Consider the following 20,004-nt stretch of genomic DNA (forward strand, 5'->3'; position numbering starts at 1 on the left):
GGGGGACGGGTGGAATTGCTGTGGCAGCGTCCACGACGCAAGACGCTGGTCGACTGGCCGGAGGACGTGGACAGAAGGCTGGACGTCCTGGTCCGGGCCGCGGCCGCGGCCGGGGAGCAGACGTCGCGTTCACAGGTTCTGGCCGCACTCGTGACGGCGGCCGAGGTCCGTCCCGCCGTCATAGCCGAACTCCTCCACACCTACCGCCAGATGCCCGCCGAGGCTCTCGAGGTGGACAACCGTCGCGACGACCTGCCGCCCGTACGCTCTCCCGGACGCACCCGCGGCAGGAGATGACGACGAGTCGATCCTGTCTCCCACACGGGTCTGCCATTGATCCGGTCAACGCTGCGGACGCCACAAGGTCACGGCTGCATGCGCCGCCCTCTCAGCAGCCTGCCGGTTGGACATCCCGCAGACCTGGGCCGATCACTCAACGCCTTGGCCGCCGGTCCTGAAGGGGAACTGCTCTATTGGCCGCGCACGCTGGCCCATACGAACACACCGCCTACCGGCGGGCGGTCGGCATCGCATCGAGCGCCCGGCGGACGTCGCCCCCTCGCCGTCCGCGGATGCGAGTACCTGACGAACGTTGCCCCCGCGCCTGTCCGGCCGCGCCATCGTTGCCACGATGTCTGACCCTGCGGAGGGGACAGGATCACTTCCACGGGCGCTCTGCTGTCACGCAGTTGATGGAGCTGACCTGCGCTCAGTGGTGCCTACTGAGGTTCCCGTGCACGGGGCGGGATTTGCGTGCTGGTGCTTCGGTACCACTGGGCTATGCGGTGCCCCGTCGGGCCGTGGCCAGCGGCGTGGAGACTTGCCGGTTCCCGCGAAGGGCGAGGTGGTGTGCGGGCACAAGCCCGCACACCACCTGCGCACTATTTCTGCCGACTGCCCCTGGACAGGACCTTGGAGGCACGGCTGAGCACGGAAGGCTGCCATAGCTTTGGGATAACGAGGCAGTGAAAACGCGCGCTCGAGCCGCCGGCAGGCGGACGGCGGGAAGGGGCGCCAGCAGCTAGAAGATGACCAGCTTCTGGGGAGTGGCGTCGGGCGACTCCTGGACCGTGATCGATCCGCCCTGCTGGAGTACCTGCTCGATGTAGGCGTACACGGTCAGGGCCCGGTTAATGCTGTCGGTCTTACTGTCTCCGGTCAGCGCCACTGTCGCCTCCAGCGCCCTGGATGCTCTGCTCGTTAGGTTGACGGTGACCCGCTCCAGAGGGCTGGCTCCCCGCCCCGAAGCAGCTGGACGCCCTCCGTCAACGGTGGCGCCAGTAGTCCTGGACATGAGTCTTCCTTCCCGCAGCCTTCGTTACCCGCAAGCACGCTCCAGACCTTCCCTCGATACGCACTCTGTATGTACAGAATGCTCCTCAAACTTGGCAGAGTCAAGCGAAGTGCAACACAGCCAAAGACCTCACCGAAAGCCCTTCCCGGATCCACCAGGTTCGCTCCGAAGAGGCCGCCAAACCTTCCGGAGATCGCCTCTGACGAGGCGCAAATCTACCGCACCAGCAGGCAGACCGCGAGTCTTCCCCAAAGGAACCATCCATTCCGTTTACCGGTTGCGCTTGAATAAATGCCATGGCCATGCCATTTGCTCGTCGGAGGCGTGCAGCTTGCACACGCACATCACTCCCCATCTAACTGCATGATCATTACCTACTTGTGCAGCATTCAGTCAGACATCACGCGCATGACTGTTAGGATCGTGGCGGGATAGCGAGGCGCTCGCCCACGCGGGCGCGTGAAAAGCGGAAGGGGCCGCCGATGGCGCGCCGTAAGCACGTCGATCTGTCGAACGAGGAGCCCGGCCTGCGGGCCGAACCCGTGATCACCGGCCTGGAGACGATGGACCTCGAGGTAAGCCCCAAGCGGCTGCGCCTCCTGACCGCGATGCGCCACGACTCCCGCCTCGGTGCGGGCGCGGTCTCGCTTTTGCTCCTGGCCGCGATCCTCGGGTGCTCGGCCGGCATCGGTGCCCTGGCCCACTGGGTGGGCGTGGGCCCGGTGGGCTGCATGATCGCTGCCGGTGTGGCCGCGGTCGTGGCCATCGGGATGATCATCTTCGTCTTCACGAGCAAGGGCACCGACCGCGCTCCGGAGACCGGGCCCCCGGTCAGTGAACCGGCCGGGGCCCCCGGGGCCGGGAAGAAGGGCAAGAACGGCAAGCGCCGCTGATAAGGCGCCAACCCGGCCGGTGGGGCCGGAGCAGCATCTGCTGCTCCGGCCCCACCGGCTTTTCCGGGCGCGCTGTCCACCGGACGCGACGGCGCCGGGCGGGCCCCTGGTTGCCGCGCCCGCCCGGACCGCGAACGGCAGTCATTCGAGACGATCGCCGCATGTGTGACAACTCTGTCCAACCTTCTGGCGTCAGAGGTACTCCCTCGGCGAGCAGGACCGCCAGCCGATCCGGACCGTCCTCGTCTTCCTCTCGCTGGAGCTCGCGATCGACTCGACGGACACCGGCGACGCGCTGAAGAGCACCGCCTGCAGCCTTGAGGCAGGGGCCGGTGGCCGGATCTGGGTGAAGTGCGCGGTGGCTCCGTCGAGACGCCCACGGCCCGCACCGGCCTCGCCAGCCAGAGCACCCTGGCCCCTCGGCCGTGTCGGCGATGCAGCAGCACGGCCGGATGGCCCGCAGCCGAACGGAGAGGCGCCTCGTACCGTGGCTCTGCGAACTGGTCACCTCCCGTGCCCTGTTCGTCGTACCGGCCTTCTGGCGCAGTCGCGCAAATGTTTTCACACGTGAAGCACGAAGCGTCCTGCGCAGGAGCTCGCGGTCCCCCGGAGGTCACAGAGCTGCCGCCGGCGTGCCCCGTCCGGGCATCCGGCTCGATCTGTGGCCGGTGGTCCCGCACCCTCATCGGCTCGGCCTTCAAAGGCTTCTGGGAAGATGCGTTCCCGAGCTGTGGAGCGTGACCAGTCCCCCGGCACCGTCCTTGTAGGCATACCCGCCGCGCCGGCGGGCATCAAAAGCCCCTGTCGTGAAGTCGCAGTGGGGTGGTTGTCCGCTGACCGATATGTCGCTGTGTCAGGGCGTGTCACTGAGCCAGTACGGGTCCCAGTGGCGCAGCAGCGGCCTGGTGGCTGTGGTGAACCGCAGACCCCGCGGTCCGTCGGCCCCTGCCTCGGGCATGTCGATGAGCCAGTCGAGGACGGTGTCCGCCAGCAGGTCCGGGCGATCGACATCAGCAAGGAGATCCTGTGTTCCGCGGAAGTTGTAGGGCTGTGGCAGGGTGAGGCCCGCGCGCGTGGCATCCTCGATGATGTGGCGGCAGATGGCGTGCCAGCGGCCTTGGCCCCACCAGGAGTCGGTGTAGTTGGTGGAGCCGCCGATGGTCATCAGGATCAGCGTGGTCTCGGGGCCGAGCAGGTCGTGGTCGATCTGGCGCCAGCGCCTGAGTTCCGCGGTAACGGTGGCGGCCACTTCTGTCCAGCCGACGCCGAACAGCGACTGGATGGTGGTCCCGTCGGGCAGGGCCCACTGCGGGTCCATCAAAGCGTTCTCGATGCCGTCCCAGTCGATGCCCTCCACCGGGCAGACGTGCTGCTGAGTGACGCGGGTGACGGCGATGCTGACGCGTGCCATGAGCACGTCGGTTTCCAGGTGGTGGGCTTCGACTGCGGTGTTGTTGCGCCAGCACCAGGCGGCCACACCCAGCCCAGCCGCGTCCGGCACGATGTCGGGGGCGACATCGTGGCCGACCATACCGACCACCATGTCCAGGAAGGCACTCAGCCACTCGTTCTCGGTGACTTCCTTCAGTACGTCGGTCAAGGGCAGTTGTCGGTAGTCGGCGGCTGGCGTGAAGATCCGGCGGATGCGCCGCAGCGCGAATTCCTGCTTGGCTTCCTGGGGAGCAGTGTCAGCGACGCGGACGTGGGCAGCATCCAGCAGCCCTGCCTGACCTGCCACTCGGGCGACTGCGGTCACCGCGTCCTGCCCTGATGCTGCGACATCTATCTCAAGGATGTCGCCGGTCAGGGCGTAGGAGTCGGGCCAGTCCCCCGTCACATCGTCGAACGGCTGCAGGTACAGCACTTCCGCGTGCGGCCGGTACTCGGCGACCACGCATCCGTCCCCACGCCAGAGTTCCGCAAAAAGTGAAGCCCCCGTCTGCGGATCGAGGTCGCTGTCCCATTCTTCGGGCAGGTCGAAGCCTGCCCACTCCAGCGGCGCCAGCAGCTCGTGCAGACGCTCCACAAAGTGGCCCCACTCCTGGTCGGACAGCACCCCCTCGGTTTCCGTCTGATCAAACGCCGCGTGTGCGTTGCTGTCGCCCTCTGCGGGCAGCAACGGCGATGTGCCGGTGCTGGCCTGTCCCGTAGGCGGGGACATGGCTCCTAGCGTGGCCCACAGTTCCTCTGCTGTGTGGGCGTCGCGGTCGCGCTCTGCGGACCGGCACTGTGCGCACAGATAGCGGTACTCCTTGCCGAATCGTGCTGAAAAACGCGTTAGAGAGCGGACGTTGCCGCATTCCCGGCACGGTCCGCGACTGCTCTTGGGCCACCACAGCCACCACTCGCCGTCATAGTCGGCGGGCTTGGGCACCACTCCCCTGCTCACCAGTACGTTTGCCAACCGGCGCAGGCAGCCGCCGTCGCGGTGGCGCAACGCACTGGCGTGGACGAGGTCGTGGGCAGCCAGCACGTCGGTGTCTGCGATGGTCTCCTCGTTTTCCACCCGCCGGAGCACACCGAGGGCGGCGGCAAGATCTTTTATTCCGGCGGTCTGTGCGCCTGCGGGCCTACCGGGGCGTGAGGCAGCGGCTATGGCTGCCTCGAGGTCGGAGGGGGAAGGTGCCGGAAGCGTCATGGACGCAGCCTAAATCCCGCCGCTGACAACCGGGATGTCCGCAAGGCCTGGAGGACGCGCCTGGTCAGGAAGGATCTCCACTGCAGGACTTGCTTTTGCGTGACCTATGACGCCTGGGCGGCGCCTGCTGGTGGGCACCGCTCGGTCAGAGAAGGCATGTCGGTGCCGGCACGTACAGTCTCTGCGACGTTACGGGGCACGCCCAGGGGGTGGTCGCATTGGTGTCGGGACGACCGGTCGATCCGGAAGAGGCGCGGCAGTTGATGCTGCGCAACGGCTGCCGGCCGAAGACCGCTTTCACCACAGCGAAGGAACCGTGGCCCTGCATCTGTGAGAGGTGCGGGGCAGACATCGACCCGACGTACGACAGCATCGCCTCGAAGGCAAGGAAACACGGCGACTCACCGCGCGGTTGCCGTGACTGCGCCGACCGTGCGCGGGCGGAGAAACACCGGCTGGACGAGGCGGAGTTGGCGAAGACAATCGCCAAGGCCAACATCAAGCCGCTCGAGCCTTACATCAACAACAGAACGCGGATGGAGAGCATCTGCCTCAACAAGGGCTGCCCGCGTCAGGGCAAACCGATCAAGGTCTTGGTCAAGGCGGTCCGCCGGGGCGCCATGGCGTGCAAGTACTGCGCGCAGCGGGCGATCGATCCGGATGCGGCCGTCGCCATCATGCGCGATCAGGGCCTGGTCGAGCCCACGACCGCTTATGAACGGGTCGATGAGCCGTGGCCGGGGATCTGCCAGCGCTGTCGTTGCGCGGTGAAGCCGCGGCTGCACGACGTCATGCGGGGTCAGGGGGCCTGCATCCACTGCGCCCCGAACGCCCCGTTGACCAAGGAGCAGGCGTGGGACAGGGCGATGTCCTACCGGTTTCGCCCGCACGACCCGGATGCCTTCGAGAGCACCAACATCCCCTGGGCGGGCACCTGCATGGACTGTTCGGGTCCGGTGAACCCCTGTCTGGGCAATCTCTACCGCGGCCAGGGAGCCTGCAACTCCCGCAGCTGCAAGCTCACCGGGTTCAAGGACAGCGAGCCAGGGCTCGTCTATCTGGTGCAACGGGTCGCGGACCCGGCCATGGCGAAGATCGGCATCTGCGAGGACTCTGCTCGCAACACCCGGCTGAAGGTCCACATGCGCAACGGTTGGGAAGTCGTTTACACCCGGTCCTTCACCGTGGGGCTCCACGCACGGCTGGTGGAGAAAACCATCAAGCGGCTGTGGTTCACAGAACGCGGCTGGAGCAACGGAGTGGCCCGCGGAGAGGCCTGGAGCGACGGCTATACCGAAACCGTGCTGCTCGACGACCCCGTGCGTGGCGAGAAATGGGCGCTGCTGACGCTGCTGGCGTTGTGGACGGACGTCATGGTCGAAGCCGAGCGGTTGGGCTTCGACCTGGACGAGCAGCGCGCCGAGGCGTCCGAAGGCTGATGCCTGCTCGCGGAAGAGAGACGGCCGGGGGCGCCGTTGAGGACACCGCTGAAAGCGGGCCTCCGCGGCCTGGTCGGCTGTTGCAGGAAGAGAGCGCCATCGCAGGGTCCGACCGCGGCGACGATGTCCGCTCGTCGTCGCGTTGGCAGAGTGGCGCAGTAGACGAGCGGTTACAACCGGTAAGCGGTGCCTAAGATTCATGCATGACACAGCAGTGGATATCTGCCTTGAGCTTCGGCTCCTTCTCCCCGCCTGTGACCGCTAACGGGAAGCCGCCGACGACCGACCCGCGCAAAGACGTCCAAGACATCGCCATGCACTGGCAGTCGCACAGTGGCAAGGGATCAGCAGCAGGGATGACCTCGGTGGCACTGCTGCGGAGGGCCGGCATCACCGGCTACGGGCCATTGATCAACCGGGTGGTGGAGATCCACGGCCTGGCGGGAAGCATCGGCGAGCAACTGACTCTCGCCTGGGCCTCTGAGCAGGATGCGCAACGCTGGCGCTCCCCCGACGTCGAGCAGGATCCGCAGCACGCGCAGAGCGTCGAGTACGCCCAGCGCATGGCAGTACGGGCGTTGTGCGAGATGAGTTCCCATTTCTTGCTTGGGACGGCGCACAGCCTGGCCAACCTCGTGCTGCGCGTCCTGCTGTGCAATCCGGCCGCCGCCGCGATCATCAACAGCGACAAGAAGGTCAAGTCTGCTCAAGGTTTCCCTCCTGGATCGGTCCGGAAGGGCGCATGGCAGACGTTCTCCCCCATCGGGGAGCTCTGGTCGAAGACGCTGCCCCAAGCAGCCGAGCAATGTGGGCTCGAGCCCTTGGAGGCCCTCGCCGAGCACCTCGTCGCACTCCAGAACGACCGCCGGTTCGCGGCGCTGGATGAGCGGCGCGGCATGGACTATCACCGGCACCGGCCACAGTCCCTCGACCAGGCCTCCCCCGCTGAAGGCACCTGGTCCTATGACGAGTCCACCAAGACTTCCCGGGTGGAACTTACTGGTGTGCGACCAGACCCCCGCAGTGACGAGATCGCCGTCCATGACGTCTGCGTGGACGCCCTGGTGTGCATCGCCGACGCCGTGTGCACAGCGGAACCGCTGATCGAAGCCGCGCTGGCTGCGTGCCACCTGGCATGGCTGCCGACGAACGCGTCGCTGCTGTAGCTGGTGTGCGCCCAACCCCGCTTACTCATCGGCATGGGCGTCAGGAACACGGCGGGCCGGGCCAGGCGGGCGGCACATCGCGGTCGGGCATGGTGACGCCAGTCCGGACCGGACCGGACGAGCGACGCATGGTGAAGCGCAGGGATGGTCACGACGGGCCGGTGGTGCTGGAAGCGGTGCGGGGCTACCGCCTGGTATGAGCGGGACGCCGACACACAGCACGGCTTGCGTCGCTGCCCCCCCAGCGTGCGCGCTCGTCCATGTCGGCCGACTCGGGGAGCAGCGCGGGAGCTGGTCCTGCCAGTGCCGAGGGCACCTCTCGTACCCAAACCAGATTCAAAGCGGCTCTGGCGGTTAAGAGGATGTCTCACGTGGTGAGTCTTGCGAGCTTCTTGTAGCAGGTCAGGGCCGCCGCGAGTCCGAGGAAGGCCAGGAAGTGGCTGCCCTTTCGTTCGTATCGGACGGTCAGACGGCGGTAGCCGAAGAGCCAGGAGATCGACCGTTCGATCTTCCAGCGGTGCCGGCCGAGACGCTCGCCGGACTCGATGCCGGGCCGGGCGATGCGCGGGATGATGCCCCGCTCGCGCAGCCACTTCAGCCTCTCGGCGGAGTGGTACGCCTTGTCGGCGCGGAGCCTGCCGGGGCGGCGTCTGCGGGGGCCGCGCCTCGAGCGGATGGCGGGTATGCCCAGCACCAGTGGCAGCAGCGCCTGGCCGTCGTGGACGTTCGCGCCGGAGACGCCAAGGGCGAGGGGCAGGCCTTGCGCGTCGGACAGGACGTGGAGCTTGCTGCCCTTCTTGCCCCGGTCGACCGGATTGCGTCCGGTCAGCGATCCCCCTTTTTCGCGCGGACGGAGGCAGCGTCCACGATCGCCGAGGTCCAGTCCACCTCGCCGCGGGCTCCGAGTTCGTCGAGGACGGCTTGGTGCAGCCGCCGCCACAGCCCGTCCTTGGTCCATGCGGAGAACCGGCGGTGCGCGGTGGCCGGCGAGACACCGAATGTCTCCGGCAGATGGCGCCAGGCACAGCCGCTGGTCAGCACGTACACCACGGCCGTGAACACCGCCCGCTCATCGACCGGGGCCGTGCCTCCACCCTGCGGACGGGAAGTAAACGAAGGCAGCAACGGTGCGACGAGCGACCAGAGTTCGTCAGGAACCAACCGCTGCGACAAACCAACAACCATGGCACGGCATCATGCCGCATCCACCTAACGCCACGTGAGACACCCTCTAAATCGTTAGGCCCGGAAAGCGCGTAGGCTCACCAGCGGCATACAGATCGGGCCGCTCATCGGGATTGTCAATACATCTGCAGGATTCCCATCCAGCATGCTGCACTGCAGATCAGGCCACACACGCGACAAGAAAGAGCATCACTGCACCTCTCAACCATCTGCAGCACTGCAGCTCATTGTGAGCCCTCTACCGCAAAAAGTATGAGAACGCACGGCCAAGCCGGCGAACCCATGCGGTCACAGCACTAGTCAGGAGCGACGGCCAAGGTGTAGTTCCACACGAAGCAGAGTCGGTGGTCGATCGCCGCGACATTCTGCCACGTCCCGCTCTCGGGGATGGTCACGGGAACCTTCGTCCAGCCCCACACATTTCCGCGCTTCGTCTCCAGCGTCACCTTCAGGTGGGTTCCGGTCGGGCCCTCCAGCTTCATCGCCAGCCCCTCGGCCGTGCACTCAATGGATCCGCTGAGGGGAATGAAGTACACACTCGCCATCGGCGTGTGCGCCGGAAGGTTGAGCGTGAAGCTACGTGGCCCCTGGTCTGGGCTTTCGCTTGTGCACCAGTTGGTGACGCCGAGCTTCTTCAGAGTTTCGGGATCGGGCTCGTGGCATTCGGAAGCAAGCTCTTCGTCTGGATGCGCTGCCCCGTTCTGGAGGCCCAGCGCGACCAGGCCCACCACGACCGTCGTCGCTAAGGCCAGTACCCACTGCTTGGCCCTATACCTGCGTCTGGTGCTCATGCCCATGACCGCATCATCGCCTGACTGGGATGACCTTGTGAAGTTTCCCCGTGATCTTGGACATTCAATCTCTATGCCGCGAGGGTGTACTGGTGGTGCTGCCTGGTCTCAGCCGGGTTGAGGTAGCCGAAGACCCTGTGCTTGCGCAGGTGGCACCGGTTGTAGAACGTCTCGATGAAGGCGAAGATCTCGGCGCGGGCGGCGGCCCGGTCGGGCCAGGTGCGGGTGCCGATCTCTTCCTTGAGCAGGGCCCAGAAGCCCTCCGCGACGGCGTTGTCGAAGCATGATCCGGTGCGGCCGCAGCTTTGCCACAAGCCCAACTCGCTTATTTTACTGCGGAATTCGGCTGATATGTATTCGCTGCCGCGATCCGAGTGTGTGATGCATCCCGGCTGCGGGCCGCCGCGACCGTGGGCCATCTCCGGGGCGTCGACGACGAGGGAGGCGCGGTGGTGGTCGGCCATCGCGTATCCGACCACCTCGCGGGTGGCCAGGTCCAGCCAGCCGCCGGGAGCCAGCCAGCGCACGGCGCGCGCGAGGAGCTCGTCGGGGGCGCGCACGACGCGGTCGGGCCGGGCCGGCGCCCGCGCGCGTCACACGTCAACGACGCCGGACCTGCTCGCCGACATCACCGGCGCGATCGTCACCGCCGACGCCCTGCACACCGTCGCCGGCCACGCCCACTACCTCCACCGCCGCGAGGCCTTCGGCCTCTTCCCCGTCAAGGAGAACCGCTCCGCCCTCTTCGCCCAGCTGGACGCGCTTGACTGGGACAAGACCACCAACCCGCACATCACCGTGCACCGCACCGAGGAGACCAACTCGGGCCGCCACGAGATCCGCATCGCGCGCGTGCAGCCCCTCGCACCGGGCCAGGCGCACTTCCCGCACGCCACCCGGGCCCTGCTCGTCGAGCGGTACACCACCGGACGCGGCGACGGAAAGACCCACGCGGACGCCGAACTCGGCATCACCACCGCCCCGTCCGACGTCGCCGGCACAACCGTCCTCACCCACTGCGTACGCGGCCAATGGGCCCTCGAGGCCCAGCACTTCATCCGCGACGTGACCTTCGGTGAGGACATCTGCCGCGCCCGCACTGGCAGCCTGCCCCGGGCTCTCGCAACCTTCCGCAGCCTGGCGATCAGCCTCGCCCACCTCGCCGGGTGGACGAACAACGCCGCAGCCCACGACCACTACCGCAACCACCCCACCGACGCCCTACGCGAACTCGGTCTCACCGGATGAGCACGCATCACGCCTGCCCAAGACGGAGAGCGGGGTTTCCGGCATGTCCCGGAAACCCCGTTCGAGTGTTGACCGGGCACACCCCAAATGCGCCGTGGTCGAGGTCCCTTGTGCGTCTCCAAAGCGGGATCCTGCGCGCCAGAGTCGGCTATGCAGTGTCCGGGGCGCAACTCGAAGTCCGGACAGGGCTGCAACATCGTCGCCCTCGTACGGATGGAGGGATGGATTGTGGGGCGCTGAACTGCACTGATGGCGCGTCACTCATGATCCGGACAGTGGTGAAACAAAGCGGGGACTCTTGGATTCCGGTTGGTTTTGGGGCCGTTGAGTGCGGCACCATCCGAGGTGTGCGGCACCGGCATGGCCCCAAACCTTCCGGTGCGCTTCGCACGCACCTCCAAAGCACCTATGACGCGACCGTGCCGGGCGCGTCGCCGAGAAGTGGATGGGATCCATGTATTCAGAGCTGGCATGTGTGTGGCCCGGAAGGCGCCGACGTCATACGGATGGGCGGGTTGTCATCACGGTGATCGTGGTGGTGGCCCTGATGGTGGTGTCGGCCGTCTCGCTGTCATGGCAGAGCATGCTGGCGTCCTTCATCGTCGAGGTGGGCGCTGCCTGGTTCCTGGCGGTGCTGCCGGCACCCCGCGTTCCTCGACGGCGCATCCGATCGTGATCCGATGGGACGTCACGAGCGCGAGCTGAGTGCCCGAGCCGTGGAGATGACCGAGGTGGCGCGTCAGCTTCGTCTGGTGCGCCGCCTGGCCGGCCTCACCTACGACCAGTTGGCGCAGGCGACAGGGCTGAGCACGACCAAGCTGTACCGGGCTGCCAACGGCTGGCGGACCCCGTGGGCGGTCGTCGAGGCGTTCGTCCGCGGCTGCGGGGCAGATCCTGGCATCGTTCGCGAGCAGTGGCGGAATGCGATATCTGTACCTGCAGGTGCCACCTTCGACGTTGCCCGGATCAAAAGCATCACCACGTTCACGCAGCTGCGGGAGGCCATGCACGAGCTACGCATTGCCAGTGGCCTGAGTCTGCGCGAGCTGTCGTTGCGTGCCGGGCCCGGAAGGCTGCCGCGCAGCACGCTGAGCGAGGCGCTGCGCGGCTTAGCCCCTCTGCGCGAGGATCTCGTCAAGGCTTTCGTGCAGGCGCTGCGACTGGGCCCTGAGCAAGAGGCGGCTTGGGGAGCGGCGTGGGACCGAGCCAGGCGGACCGGGTCAGCCCATCAGGAGGTCCTTCAGGTTGTGCCCTCGCCCCATCTCCTCAGGGCTCTGTCCGATCTGGCGTTGCCGGAGTGGCACTGCCTGACCGAACTCGTGGACAGTGCGCTGGACAGGCATGAACAGACGTCTGTGACCGGATCGGCTGTGATCACTCCCCTGGAAGTGTCGATCGATTATCACAAGGACACCGATGGGCGTGAGACCGCGATCGTGGTCCGTGACCGGAGCCCTGGAATGGACCATTCGGAGCTGCTCGAATCAGTTCGTCTGGGCTGGACCCGCAGCGGCAGTCGGCCCACGTCCGGAATCGGGTTCAACGTTGCCACCTGGCAGCTTGGCCACGTCGTCACGGTGCGCACCGCCCGGCGTGAGGCCGCGGCCTGGAGCGTGCTGACTCTTGACCTGCGGGCTTTGACGCATGACGCGCAGTGGAACGCGCCGATGCGTCTTGAGCCCAAGCAGCGGCAGGACGAACACGGCACCGAGATCACCATCCGTGAACTGCGCAACTCGCGACCTCGGCAGATCCGTCAGCTACGCAACAAGCTCGGCGACATTTACAGCTACTTGATCCGGGAAGACCGGCTGCGCCTGGCGTTGAATGGGCGCATCGTTGCTGCCCGGTTGCCCTGCGCCTGGGATGCGGCGCGAACGGTCCAGCGTCGCGAGGGCCCGGTGTCGGCCCGACAAGACATCGACGTGACGCTGGCCACGGTGCAACACTGTCAGGACTGCTCACAATCCAGTGCTTTGGACGCCACTTCGTGCAGCGAATGCGGCAGCCGTCGCCTGGTCCCACTCCCCCACCGTGTGTGGGGATGGCTCGGTGTGCAGCGCTACCTGCACTCCACTGACTACGGCATCGACTTCTACCGCAACGGACGCAAGATCTTGGTCCGGGACAAGAGCCTGTTCAGCTGGAGTGACGACGACACCGGCGAGACGCACGTGGAGTACCCGGTCGGACTGCCCGGCGGGCAGGGACGCATCATCGGCGAGATCCACTGTGATCACGTTCCGGTCACTTGGACCAAGAATGCTTTTGTTACCGACAGCTCACAGTGGCGCGGTGTAGTACGCGTTGTACGAGGCCAGGGCCCTTTGGGAGCCCTCCAAAGCAAGCGTCTAAGCTACCCGCTCAACACCAGCCCGCTGGCCGTGCTCTTCCGGGCCTACCGCAGGAACGATCCCGGTCTGAGGCACCTCGTTCCGGGAGACGGCATGCGGGCCGTCCATGACCGGGCACGGGAGTGGGGGAACGCGTTTCACCAGGGTCAGTCCGCATTCCAGAGCGACCGAGTCTGGTACGACGCCGCAGCAACGCATGACGCCCAGCGCTTGGGCCTCACCGAAGACCGCGGCCCCGACGAAGCGCTTATCGCCCAGCTCCTGGACCACTTCGAGGACCGCAGCCCCGACGACATTCAGCAGTTCGTTGCCCAGCAGACAACGGACCAGACGGTTACCGGCATGGACAGCGGTATCAACCATGGGGATCCATCTCGCCGTCCTCGGGCCGTGGTGCGCTGCGAGTACCTGTACGAACAGGAGGCAAGGACCACCAAGCAGGGCCGCGTCAGGCACCGAACCGTGCACCAGCGACTGCGGGTGAGCAACATCGGTACCAGTCCTGCAGATCACCTGCGAATCGATATCGAACCAGTCGGCGACGGCAACTCCCCCACCATCGTGGACACACGCAAGGGGAAGCCCGACGTGGTGGTCGAGCGGCTTCTCGGCCACACCCACATCGACTTCCCGATGGCCCTGACTCTGGGCACGGCTCCTCAGGCACGGCTCACCGCAAGGTGGGAGGAAGACGGCGAGCCGTTCGAGGTAACCCAGTTCATCAATTGGATGTGACCCCCCCTTCCGGCCTCCGGTGGCACCCCACGACGGTCACCGGAAGCCGGAAGGCACCGAGCGCGCTCAATCGTCCCAACAGACAGCCACCCCAGCACGCGCGGCTCGGCACCGCGAGCCAGCACGTCGCACCGCCCGTCGCTTGGTCCGACCACTCGTTAGACGGACCGTTTTAACCGAGATCGACAAAGCGATCGAAGCCCGGTTTCGCGAGCACCGCGACTTCGAAGTGATCACCAGCATGCCCGGCCTGGGCGTGATCCTCGGCGCCGAGTTCCTGGCCGCCACCAGCGGTGACATGGCTGCCTTCGGCACCGCAGACCGCCTCGCCGGCTTCGGCGGTGTCGCACCCGTTCCACGCGACTCTGGCAAGATCAGCGGCAATCTCCGCCGGCCACGGCGCTACAACCGCCGGCTCCAACACGTCTTCTGCATCTCCGCGTTGTTCAGCATCCGCCGCTGCAATGAGTCCCGAGGAAGCACGGGCATCTCCCCCAAGATGCTCGCCCTGGCTCTGGATGTGGCCTGCCTGGGCAGCGCGCGCCTGCTGGGCATGTCCAGTCAATGCTGCCCCAGAGCAGTAACGAAGCCAGGCAGTATGCGCTCGCCTGGAGGAACGCGCCTTGGCGGTCCACGAGAAAGCTCGTCTCATGCACTGGCTTGACTGATCCCCCTGACTTGAAGGCCGCGTCCAGTCCTATCGGTGCTCGGCGGAACGGGAGCCCGCGCGTTGGCCTACCAGCGCCACGACTGCAGGTGGCGACGTAGCCTGGTCAGCGCCCCTGGCCTGTGCTCTTCGGAATTTCGGGCGAGCAGGCGACGGTCACGCTCCCTGTTCTGGGCGATTTCTGCCGCCGAGTAGCGCCGGCTCCATCGGACACGGCCGCCATGGATCCAGTAGTGCGACCGGCAAGGGAGCGCCCAGCTGCCAATCGAGGGGGTGAGAGACACGTTCTCACCGTCGTAGGTGATGGACCATTGAGCTGGGGAGAGTGGTGTGATGACCTCGTGGCCGCAACCGCAACAGCAGAGGTGACCGCAAGTGCGGTAGGGGATCGAGACGTACAGAACCCCTGCGTCCATCGTTGGAGGGAAGGTCTCGGTGAAGACCGGGCGCAGGGTGTCTTGTACGGTCACGGCAGGTCCTCGTTGGCGATCTCGTTAGTGATCAATGAGTACGTGGTGTGGCTCTCGTCGGTGGCGTCGGCGTAGATACCGATGGAGCGTTTCCAGCGGATGACGGCCAGGACGGCGTTGAGCGCGTTGAGATCCGCGGTCTGAATGTTGCGTGCGTAGGCGTCGCGTTCGGGCGCCGGCTGGGGGATGCGGCGGCGGGCTGCGTCTCGGCGGCCCGGGAGGCTGGTGGTGACGCGCAGGAGGCCGCTGAGGCGGCCATCGATCTCTTCGATGCCCATGCCGACATCGATGAACGGTACGTCGTGGGCTTCGAGCCAGTCGATGACCATCGGCTTGCTCGCCGCGTCGTCGGAGGCGAGGAACACGAACGTGGCGCCGGTGAGCAGGTCGAGATTGTCCTCATCGAGGTATTGCTCGCAGGCGGACACGCCTTGGTGCATGTTCGCGTAGACCGAGGCAAGGTAGGTCGCCTTGGGCGGGCGGTCACGCAGGGTGTCGAGGGTGGGGGCGCCGGGGGCCCGGAAGGCATTGTGGTTGTCAAAGGTGTCGCCGTCGATGAGGAGGATCGAGTCGACCTCAGTTTTGGCGACCTGGTCGAGGATATAGCTTCCGCTGCCTCCGAGGCCGACGATCACGATGCGGTGGCCTTGAAATCGGCGGTTGACGGCCGCGATACCGGCGCGGGAGGTGGCGGTGTCGCGGTAGGCGAAGGGGCTGTCGTCCTCGATCTCCTGCCATGCGGCGCCGGGGGTGGGGGTGGCCGTGGAATCGAGTGCGTGTGCCTGGTCGGCGATGATCCTCGCGTACGCGGTGATCTTCGTGTACTCGTCGGGGTAGCCGTCGGGGCTGGGTTTGCTGGAGAGCATGAAGTTCGCCTGTATACCCTCGGCGATCACCCGGATCTCCGGATTGACGAGGGCCAGGGGGCGGCCGTGCTCGTCGCAGGGGGCGGAACCGCTGAACCAGATGCGGTGGTCGGTTCCGGAGACCAGGCGGTCCCCGCTGACGGTCATGGGGTAGGCGAGGAAGCCGTGTTCGACGGTGCGGTTCTCGGTGACGTACGGGATGTGCCGGACGATGATGTGGCCTGCGTGGACGACGACGTCGTAGCCGTCGTCGAGGAGGCGGGCCAGGTCGGGGTCACGAGCGAGAAGTGCGGTAGGCATCGAAGACCATCCCCTTCTTCACTCTGACGCTGTGGCCAGCGGTGAGGCTGCCCGTTCCGTGGCCGTCGTGGCCGCGGCTGTAGCGGACGGTGTAGGTGTCCTGGTCGTTCGGCGGCTGGCCGGGGTAGGCCAGGTCGACGACCTGCTCGAAGGTGATCTCCTTCGCCTCCCAGGTGTGCGCGGGCGTTGACGGTGATCGTGACGGGTGCGGGCCCGTGGCTGTCCTGGGACATAGGTCCTCCTAGGTGAGGGGGGCGTGTGTCCGCCCGGAGGTGCCCCGGGCGGGGCGGCGTCCGGCGGGCCACCGCAGGGGCGGCGCGCCGGACAGCCGTGTTGTTGTGGCGGGTCAGCGCCGGGGAAGGGCGAGGAGGTTGTTGGTCCACACGCCGTCGGCGCGGGTCCTCAGGTACTTCTCGCCTCGGGCGGGCGTCACCACGGCGACTTCCGTGCGGTGCCCGGCTCGGTCGCTGGTGTAGGCCTTGCCGGCCTGGTTCTCAATCCAGTCGACGATCTGCGCCCGCGTGTTGTCGCCGGTCTTGCCGGACGCCTGCTCGGTCCACCACAGGTGGGTGATGTGTTCGTGCGTGGTGCCGCCGGTCGACAGGCGCACCGCGGTGATCTGAATAGCCATCGTTCTGTTCCTGCCGGCGAGGTTCCGACGGCGCCCGCGGCCGGCGCCCGGGTTCCGTGATCACCCCTGGGTGGGGTGCTTCGCCTGGGACGGACGACGTAACTCGCGGGTAGGGGTGAACGCGGTGCAGATGGGGGTGGCGAGGCGTCAGTCGCAGTCGAGACAGCGGTCGCTGCCCGCAGAGAACATCGAGGGCGGGTGCAGGGTGAAGCAGCTTGGGCAGAGGCGTTCGGGGACGCGGGGCGGGCAGGCGCAGCGGCCGCAGTCGGGGCACGGGGGGATGCGGCAGCGTCGGCAGGCGGGGGCGAAGGAGCGGTGCTCTTCGCCGCAGTTCGCGCAGATATAGTCGCGTGACTGGGGGCCGGTGTCGGGGGTGGGCGGGGTGAAGGCGCGCCAGGGGGCGGAGTCTGTGACGAGGACAGCGACGAGGTAGCCGTCCATGGGCGCGGTGTCGGTGTGCAGTTCCCGTCCGAAGATGCCGTCGCGGTAGCGGACCTGGGTCAGCCCTCGTGCGTGGCCGGAGCCGGTCAGCGCGCGGTCGATGACGGCTATGTCGCCTTGGAAGCTGCCGCGCCGCAGGGGTCGCTCGCCGTGGGAGGCGGCGAAGGCGAGGTTTCCTGTGGTGTCGAGGAGGAGGATGTGTCCGGGCGCGGGAAGATGCTGGGCGGCTCGTACGCAGACCGCCATGCGGGAGGCGTTGCTCGCCTGCCACAGCTGGGTGATCGCCGAGGCGGTGGGTCCTTTGGTGTCCAGGTGCTGGTGGACGAGGGGTGCGGGGAGCAGGATCTCGGCGGCGAACGCGTCGCAGGCCGCGTCCTCCAGGAGGAGGCCGCCGTCGGGTTCCCTGCTGAAGGGCTCCATGAGGGCGAAGCTGTTCTTCTGCAGGTGGTGGCCCAATTCGTGCAGGGCGGTAAAGTCCCGCCGTGCACGGCTGGCGGACGTGGCGACGGACAGGTGCGGTGGCGGGCCGAAGTCGTACGCCCCGGCGACGCTGCACCCTTGTTCCGTCAGATTCTCGTCGACCTCCAGGACGGTCAGCTCGGGCCAGGTTCTCAGCTCCGCGAGGGCGCCTTGTGCCAGACGCTCGGCCGCGCCGGGACGGGCCGCTTCGAGTTCCTGGATCATGGCGGCGGCCTGGGTGCGGGCGGCGCCGGCGAGCACGTAGTTGACCATGCGGTTTCCCCTATTCGCCCAGGCGCAGTTCGAAGTAGCGGTCCGTGCGTGCCTTCCAGCTCGGCTGTGTGCGGTCGTCGTCGCGTGCCGCGAGCGTGTAGATGCCGTAGGCGGCGCGCAGCCGGGCGTCGCGTTCGGTCTCGTCGTGCTGAGCGGCGAGCGCCTTCACCTGCTTGCGGCGCAGGGGGCGGTTCAGCTCGTGCACGACGGCGGGCGGCAAGGCGGGGTTGGCCGCGAGCAGCTGGCTGGCCGGCTGGTCGAGACGCTCGGCGAGTGTGGCGGCCTGGTCGGCGGTCAAGGCCAGTTGCCCCCTCCAGACGGCGAGCGCCTGGGGCGGCGGCAGTTTCAGTTCGGTCGCGAGCTGCGGGACGGTGATGCCGTGGTCACGAAACAGCTGGTTGAGGCCGCCCGATCCGTGGGGGGCCCACTGGGCCGAGGCAAGGAACGCAAGCTGGCCTGCCAGGACTCCGCGGTACTCGATGGTCGGCGCGGACAGGGCTGTGCCGCTCCCCCACTGCGTGCCGGGCACGGCGTCGGCGAGCGTGCGGGAGGTAAAGGCGGGAGGGCGGCTGGTCAGCTCACTGACCAGCCGGTCCAGCACACACCACGGAAGGGTGGCTTCCAGGCCCCACCACAGGGCCAGTGGCTGTTCTAGGGTGGTTGCCTGGGCGGACAGGAGCAGGGTGTCGGGGTCGGCGTACCGCTCGAAGGAGGCTGGCACGGCGCGCAGGGTGTCATCGTCGCCGACCGCTGTGATCAGCAGCAGCTGGATGGTGTCCTCCCATACAGCGCGCCAGATCTGGCCCGGCTGCGGGTCCTGGGGTGGTGCGGTGGCCACCTGGCGGACGGCATCGGGCACCTTCAGTCCCGCAGCGGTGGCCACCAGCCGTTGGTAGGCAGTGGTGTGGACAGAGCTCATACCGTCTCCCCCGTCTCCTCGGCTGTGGTCCATCAGCGCATTCTCTTCTCACTGGATCCAGACGACGTAACTGGGGCTGTTCACGAAGGAACGTCGCCGCAGCGCGCCAGCAGGGCGGTCATGACCGCGTGGGGATCGCTGTCCGCGGACAGGGCGGTACGGAGCGTTGTTTTGAGGTTTGCCAGGACGGCAGCGGCATGGTTTTGCCGGATCTCCAGCAGCTGCGCCGCGTGATGGGCGTCCTCGTCGAGGGAGGGAAGCAGCAGGCGTTCGTTGGGTGACAGGCGCTGCCAGATGTCCTCGGCCACTCCGTCGACTCCTGTGGGGTCCGGTGCGGCGGTGGCCGCGTGCTGGTCGACGAGTTCGACGACGGTCCCTTCATCGGCGTACAGCGCGGTGAAGCGGGTCGGCGCCAGGAGCTCGAACCGGGCTTCGAGGACCTTGGCGAGGTCTTCCTCCCGCACCGCTCCCTGGGCGTACTGGAGCACGCACAGGAGGATGGTCTTGAGGGCGTGGACCGTCTGCTGGGGGGTGGGGCCGGAATGGTTCCAGCGGGTGATGCCGACACCTGTCACCCGTGCCGCCTGTGCGATGAGATCGTCGAGATCTCCCTGCCACACAGCTCCCTCGGCATGGTCGGACAGCGTCCAGCGCGGCGGTGAGCCCTTGCTCTTCCGGTAGGCCGTGTCCTCGTTCATCAAGCGGGCGATGCGGCGCCGGAGCTTGCCTCGCGGCGTCTTCTTCGCCTCATCGATGAGGAAGTTCTTGATCGACGTGAGGAACAGCCGCTCCAGGGAGGCCTCGTCGGCGGCCTGGGCGAAGCAGACGGTCACGAACCGTTGTCCCGCTCCTTCCTGGGACAACATCGCACGGATCACGTCGTAGGCCGCGTCATCGCTCCAGACCGTGTGCCCCTCGGGGGGCGGAAAGCCGGAGGCACGGCGCACCTGGTGGACCAGCCGTCGCAACAGGTCAAACGTGGCCGGCCCCAACTCGCCGGTCTGTAGCTCCTCGAAAGCCCCGCTCGCCACGAGCCACCCCGATCCCCTGCTCCCCGCTCGGCGCCTGCAGCCGCCGACCTCCGAGTCTGCATACACCAACATCCACACCTCAGGCGCGCGACGCGCCCGAGACCCGCTTGCTTCGCGGAACAGCGCAACCAACTGGGCGCCCTGCACTGCCACGTCCTGCCTGGAGCGGTTCGACTCGGCAGACCGGTGGCCGAAGCGACGGGT

Annotated in this window: 19 protein-coding genes and 2 pseudogenes; 8 read left to right on the plus strand and 13 right to left on the minus strand. The window is 67.1% G+C overall.

Annotation, left to right across the window (positions count from 1 at the left end; all coding sequences use genetic code 11):
• Positions 1-9: 9 nt before the first annotated feature.
• Entirely contained in the window at positions 10-297 is a 288-nt protein-coding gene (locus PYS65_RS34235) for a hypothetical protein (protein WP_279338205.1), read from the plus strand.
• Between the two features lie 724 nt (positions 298-1,021).
• On the opposite strand, the gene PYS65_RS34240 is transcribed toward PYS65_RS34235, so the two are convergent.
• Positions 1,022-1,168, minus strand: a complete 147-nt coding sequence (locus PYS65_RS34240; protein ID WP_279338206.1) for a hypothetical protein — start codon at positions 1,166-1,168, stop codon at positions 1,022-1,024.
• Positions 1,169-1,776: 608 nt separating this feature from the next.
• On the opposite strand from PYS65_RS34240, the gene PYS65_RS34245 reads away from it, so the two are divergent.
• Complete coding sequence (locus PYS65_RS34245) at positions 1,777-2,187, plus strand: hypothetical protein (protein ID WP_279338207.1); 411 nt, start codon at positions 1,777-1,779, stop codon at positions 2,185-2,187.
• An 853-nt stretch (positions 2,188-3,040) separates the two neighbouring features.
• Here the strand turns inward: PYS65_RS34245 and PYS65_RS34250 are convergent.
• A complete protein-coding gene (locus PYS65_RS34250) occupies positions 3,041-4,693 on the minus strand; it encodes a hypothetical protein (protein ID WP_279338208.1) in 1,653 nt (550 codons plus the stop codon).
• Between the two features lie 341 nt (positions 4,694-5,034).
• On the opposite strand from PYS65_RS34250, the gene PYS65_RS34255 reads away from it, so the two are divergent.
• Entirely contained in the window at positions 5,035-6,264 is a 1,230-nt protein-coding gene (locus tag PYS65_RS34255) for a hypothetical protein (protein ID WP_279338209.1), read from the plus strand.
• Positions 6,265-6,467: 203 nt separating this feature from the next.
• Positions 6,468-7,430, plus strand: a complete 963-nt coding sequence (locus PYS65_RS34260) for a hypothetical protein (protein WP_279338210.1) — start codon at positions 6,468-6,470, stop codon at positions 7,428-7,430.
• Positions 7,431-7,797: 367 nt separating this feature from the next.
• Here PYS65_RS34260 and PYS65_RS34265 read toward each other — a convergent pair.
• From PYS65_RS34265 to PYS65_RS35325, 4 genes and pseudogenes are all read right to left on the minus strand, one after another.
• Positions 7,798-8,615, minus strand: a protein-coding gene (locus PYS65_RS34265) for an IS5 family transposase (protein ID WP_279338211.1) whose coding sequence is annotated in 2 segments (ribosomal slippage) — positions 7,798-8,273 and positions 8,273-8,615 — 819 coding nt in all. Because the reading frame shifts where the segments join, the coding sequence is not laid out codon by codon here.
• A gap of 296 nt (positions 8,616-8,911) precedes the next feature.
• Positions 8,912-9,412, minus strand: coding sequence for a hypothetical protein (locus PYS65_RS34270; RefSeq protein ID WP_279338212.1), 501 nt, complete (start codon positions 9,410-9,412; stop codon positions 8,912-8,914).
• A gap of 65 nt (positions 9,413-9,477) precedes the next feature.
• Positions 9,478-9,726 carry an integrase core domain-containing protein gene (locus tag PYS65_RS34275; RefSeq protein WP_279338213.1) on the minus strand — a complete coding sequence of 83 codons (249 nt, stop codon included), beginning with the start codon at positions 9,724-9,726 and terminating at the stop codon, positions 9,478-9,480.
• Positions 9,727-9,747: 21 nt separating this feature from the next.
• Positions 9,748-9,870, minus strand: a pseudogene (locus PYS65_RS35325) (IS3 family transposase); the annotation flags it as partial.
• Positions 9,871-9,892: 22 nt separating this feature from the next.
• Here PYS65_RS35325 and PYS65_RS34280 point away from each other — a divergent pair.
• The 4 genes and pseudogenes from PYS65_RS34280 to PYS65_RS34295 form a co-directional block, all read left to right on the plus strand.
• Entirely contained in the window at positions 9,893-10,654 is a 762-nt protein-coding gene (locus PYS65_RS34280) for an ISAs1 family transposase (protein WP_279338214.1), read from the plus strand.
• Positions 10,655-11,180: 526 nt separating this feature from the next.
• Positions 11,181-11,330 carry a hypothetical protein gene (locus tag PYS65_RS34285; protein ID WP_279338215.1) on the plus strand — a complete coding sequence of 50 codons (150 nt, stop codon included), beginning with the start codon at positions 11,181-11,183 and terminating at the stop codon, positions 11,328-11,330.
• A 4-nt stretch (positions 11,331-11,334) separates the two neighbouring features.
• Positions 11,335-13,743: a helix-turn-helix domain-containing protein gene (locus PYS65_RS34290; protein WP_279338216.1), complete on the plus strand. Its 2,409-nt coding sequence runs from the start codon at positions 11,335-11,337 to the stop codon at positions 13,741-13,743.
• Between the two features lie 175 nt (positions 13,744-13,918).
• Positions 13,919-14,218, plus strand: a pseudogene (locus PYS65_RS34295) (transposase); the annotation flags it as partial.
• Positions 14,219-14,478: 260 nt separating this feature from the next.
• Here PYS65_RS34295 and PYS65_RS34300 read toward each other — a convergent pair.
• The 7 genes from PYS65_RS34300 to PYS65_RS34325 form a co-directional block, all read right to left on the minus strand.
• The gene (locus PYS65_RS34300) at positions 14,479-14,880 is read right to left on the minus strand and encodes a ubiquitination-like system serine protease family protein (RefSeq protein WP_481008147.1); all 402 of its coding nucleotides are present in this window, start codon (positions 14,878-14,880) and stop codon (positions 14,479-14,481) included.
• Entirely contained in the window at positions 14,877-16,046 is a 1,170-nt protein-coding gene (locus PYS65_RS34305; RefSeq protein ID WP_279338217.1) for a ThiF family adenylyltransferase, read from the minus strand. Before PYS65_RS34305 ends, PYS65_RS34300 begins: the two co-directional genes overlap by 4 nt.
• On the minus strand, positions 16,021-16,203 hold the full coding sequence (locus tag PYS65_RS35330; protein WP_423836171.1) for a multiubiquitin domain-containing protein: 183 nt from the start codon (positions 16,201-16,203) through the stop codon (positions 16,021-16,023). Before PYS65_RS35330 ends, PYS65_RS34305 begins: the two co-directional genes overlap by 26 nt.
• 189 nt (positions 16,204-16,392) lie before the next feature.
• Entirely contained in the window at positions 16,393-16,677 is a 285-nt protein-coding gene (locus PYS65_RS34310; protein WP_279338218.1) for a DUF3892 domain-containing protein, read from the minus strand.
• 147 nt (positions 16,678-16,824) lie between these two features.
• Positions 16,825-17,850 (minus strand): ImmA/IrrE family metallo-endopeptidase, encoded by a 1,026-nt coding sequence (locus tag PYS65_RS34315; RefSeq protein ID WP_279338220.1) that lies wholly within the window; start codon positions 17,848-17,850, stop codon positions 16,825-16,827.
• A gap of 10 nt (positions 17,851-17,860) precedes the next feature.
• A complete protein-coding gene (locus PYS65_RS34320) occupies positions 17,861-18,769 on the minus strand; it encodes a hypothetical protein (protein WP_279338221.1) in 909 nt (302 codons plus the stop codon).
• Between the two features lie 80 nt (positions 18,770-18,849).
• Positions 18,850-19,800: a hypothetical protein gene (locus PYS65_RS34325; protein ID WP_279338222.1), complete on the minus strand. Its 951-nt coding sequence runs from the start codon at positions 19,798-19,800 to the stop codon at positions 18,850-18,852.
• Positions 19,801-20,004 lie beyond the last annotated feature (204 nt).

It is taken from the genome of Streptomyces cathayae (assembly GCF_029760955.1).
Taxonomy (GTDB): Bacteria; Actinomycetota; Actinomycetes; order Streptomycetales; family Streptomycetaceae; genus Streptomyces; species Streptomyces cathayae.

Bases quoted from the DNA above. Each gene is read 5' to 3' on its own strand.
- PYS65_RS34310 (WP_279338218.1), bottom strand. From the start codon at position 16,677: ATGGCTATTCAGATCACCGCGGTGCGCCTGTCGACCGGCGGCACCACG.
- PYS65_RS34305 (WP_279338217.1), bottom strand. From the start codon at position 16,046: ATGCCTACCGCACTTCTCGCTCGTGACCCCGACCTGGCCCGCCTCCTC.
- PYS65_RS34245 (WP_279338207.1), top strand. From the start codon at position 1,777: ATGGCGCGCCGTAAGCACGTCGATCTGTCGAACGAGGAGCCCGGCCTG.
- PYS65_RS34315 (WP_279338220.1), bottom strand. From the start codon at position 17,850: ATGGTCAACTACGTGCTCGCCGGCGCCGCCCGCACCCAGGCCGCCGCC.
- PYS65_RS34290 (WP_279338216.1), top strand. From the start codon at position 11,335: ATGGGACGTCACGAGCGCGAGCTGAGTGCCCGAGCCGTGGAGATGACC.
- PYS65_RS34270 (WP_279338212.1), bottom strand. From the start codon at position 9,412: ATGGGCATGAGCACCAGACGCAGGTATAGGGCCAAGCAGTGGGTACTG.
- PYS65_RS34320 (WP_279338221.1), bottom strand. From the start codon at position 18,769: ATGAGCTCTGTCCACACCACTGCCTACCAACGGCTGGTGGCCACCGCT.
- PYS65_RS34260 (WP_279338210.1), top strand. From the start codon at position 6,468: ATGACACAGCAGTGGATATCTGCCTTGAGCTTCGGCTCCTTCTCCCCG.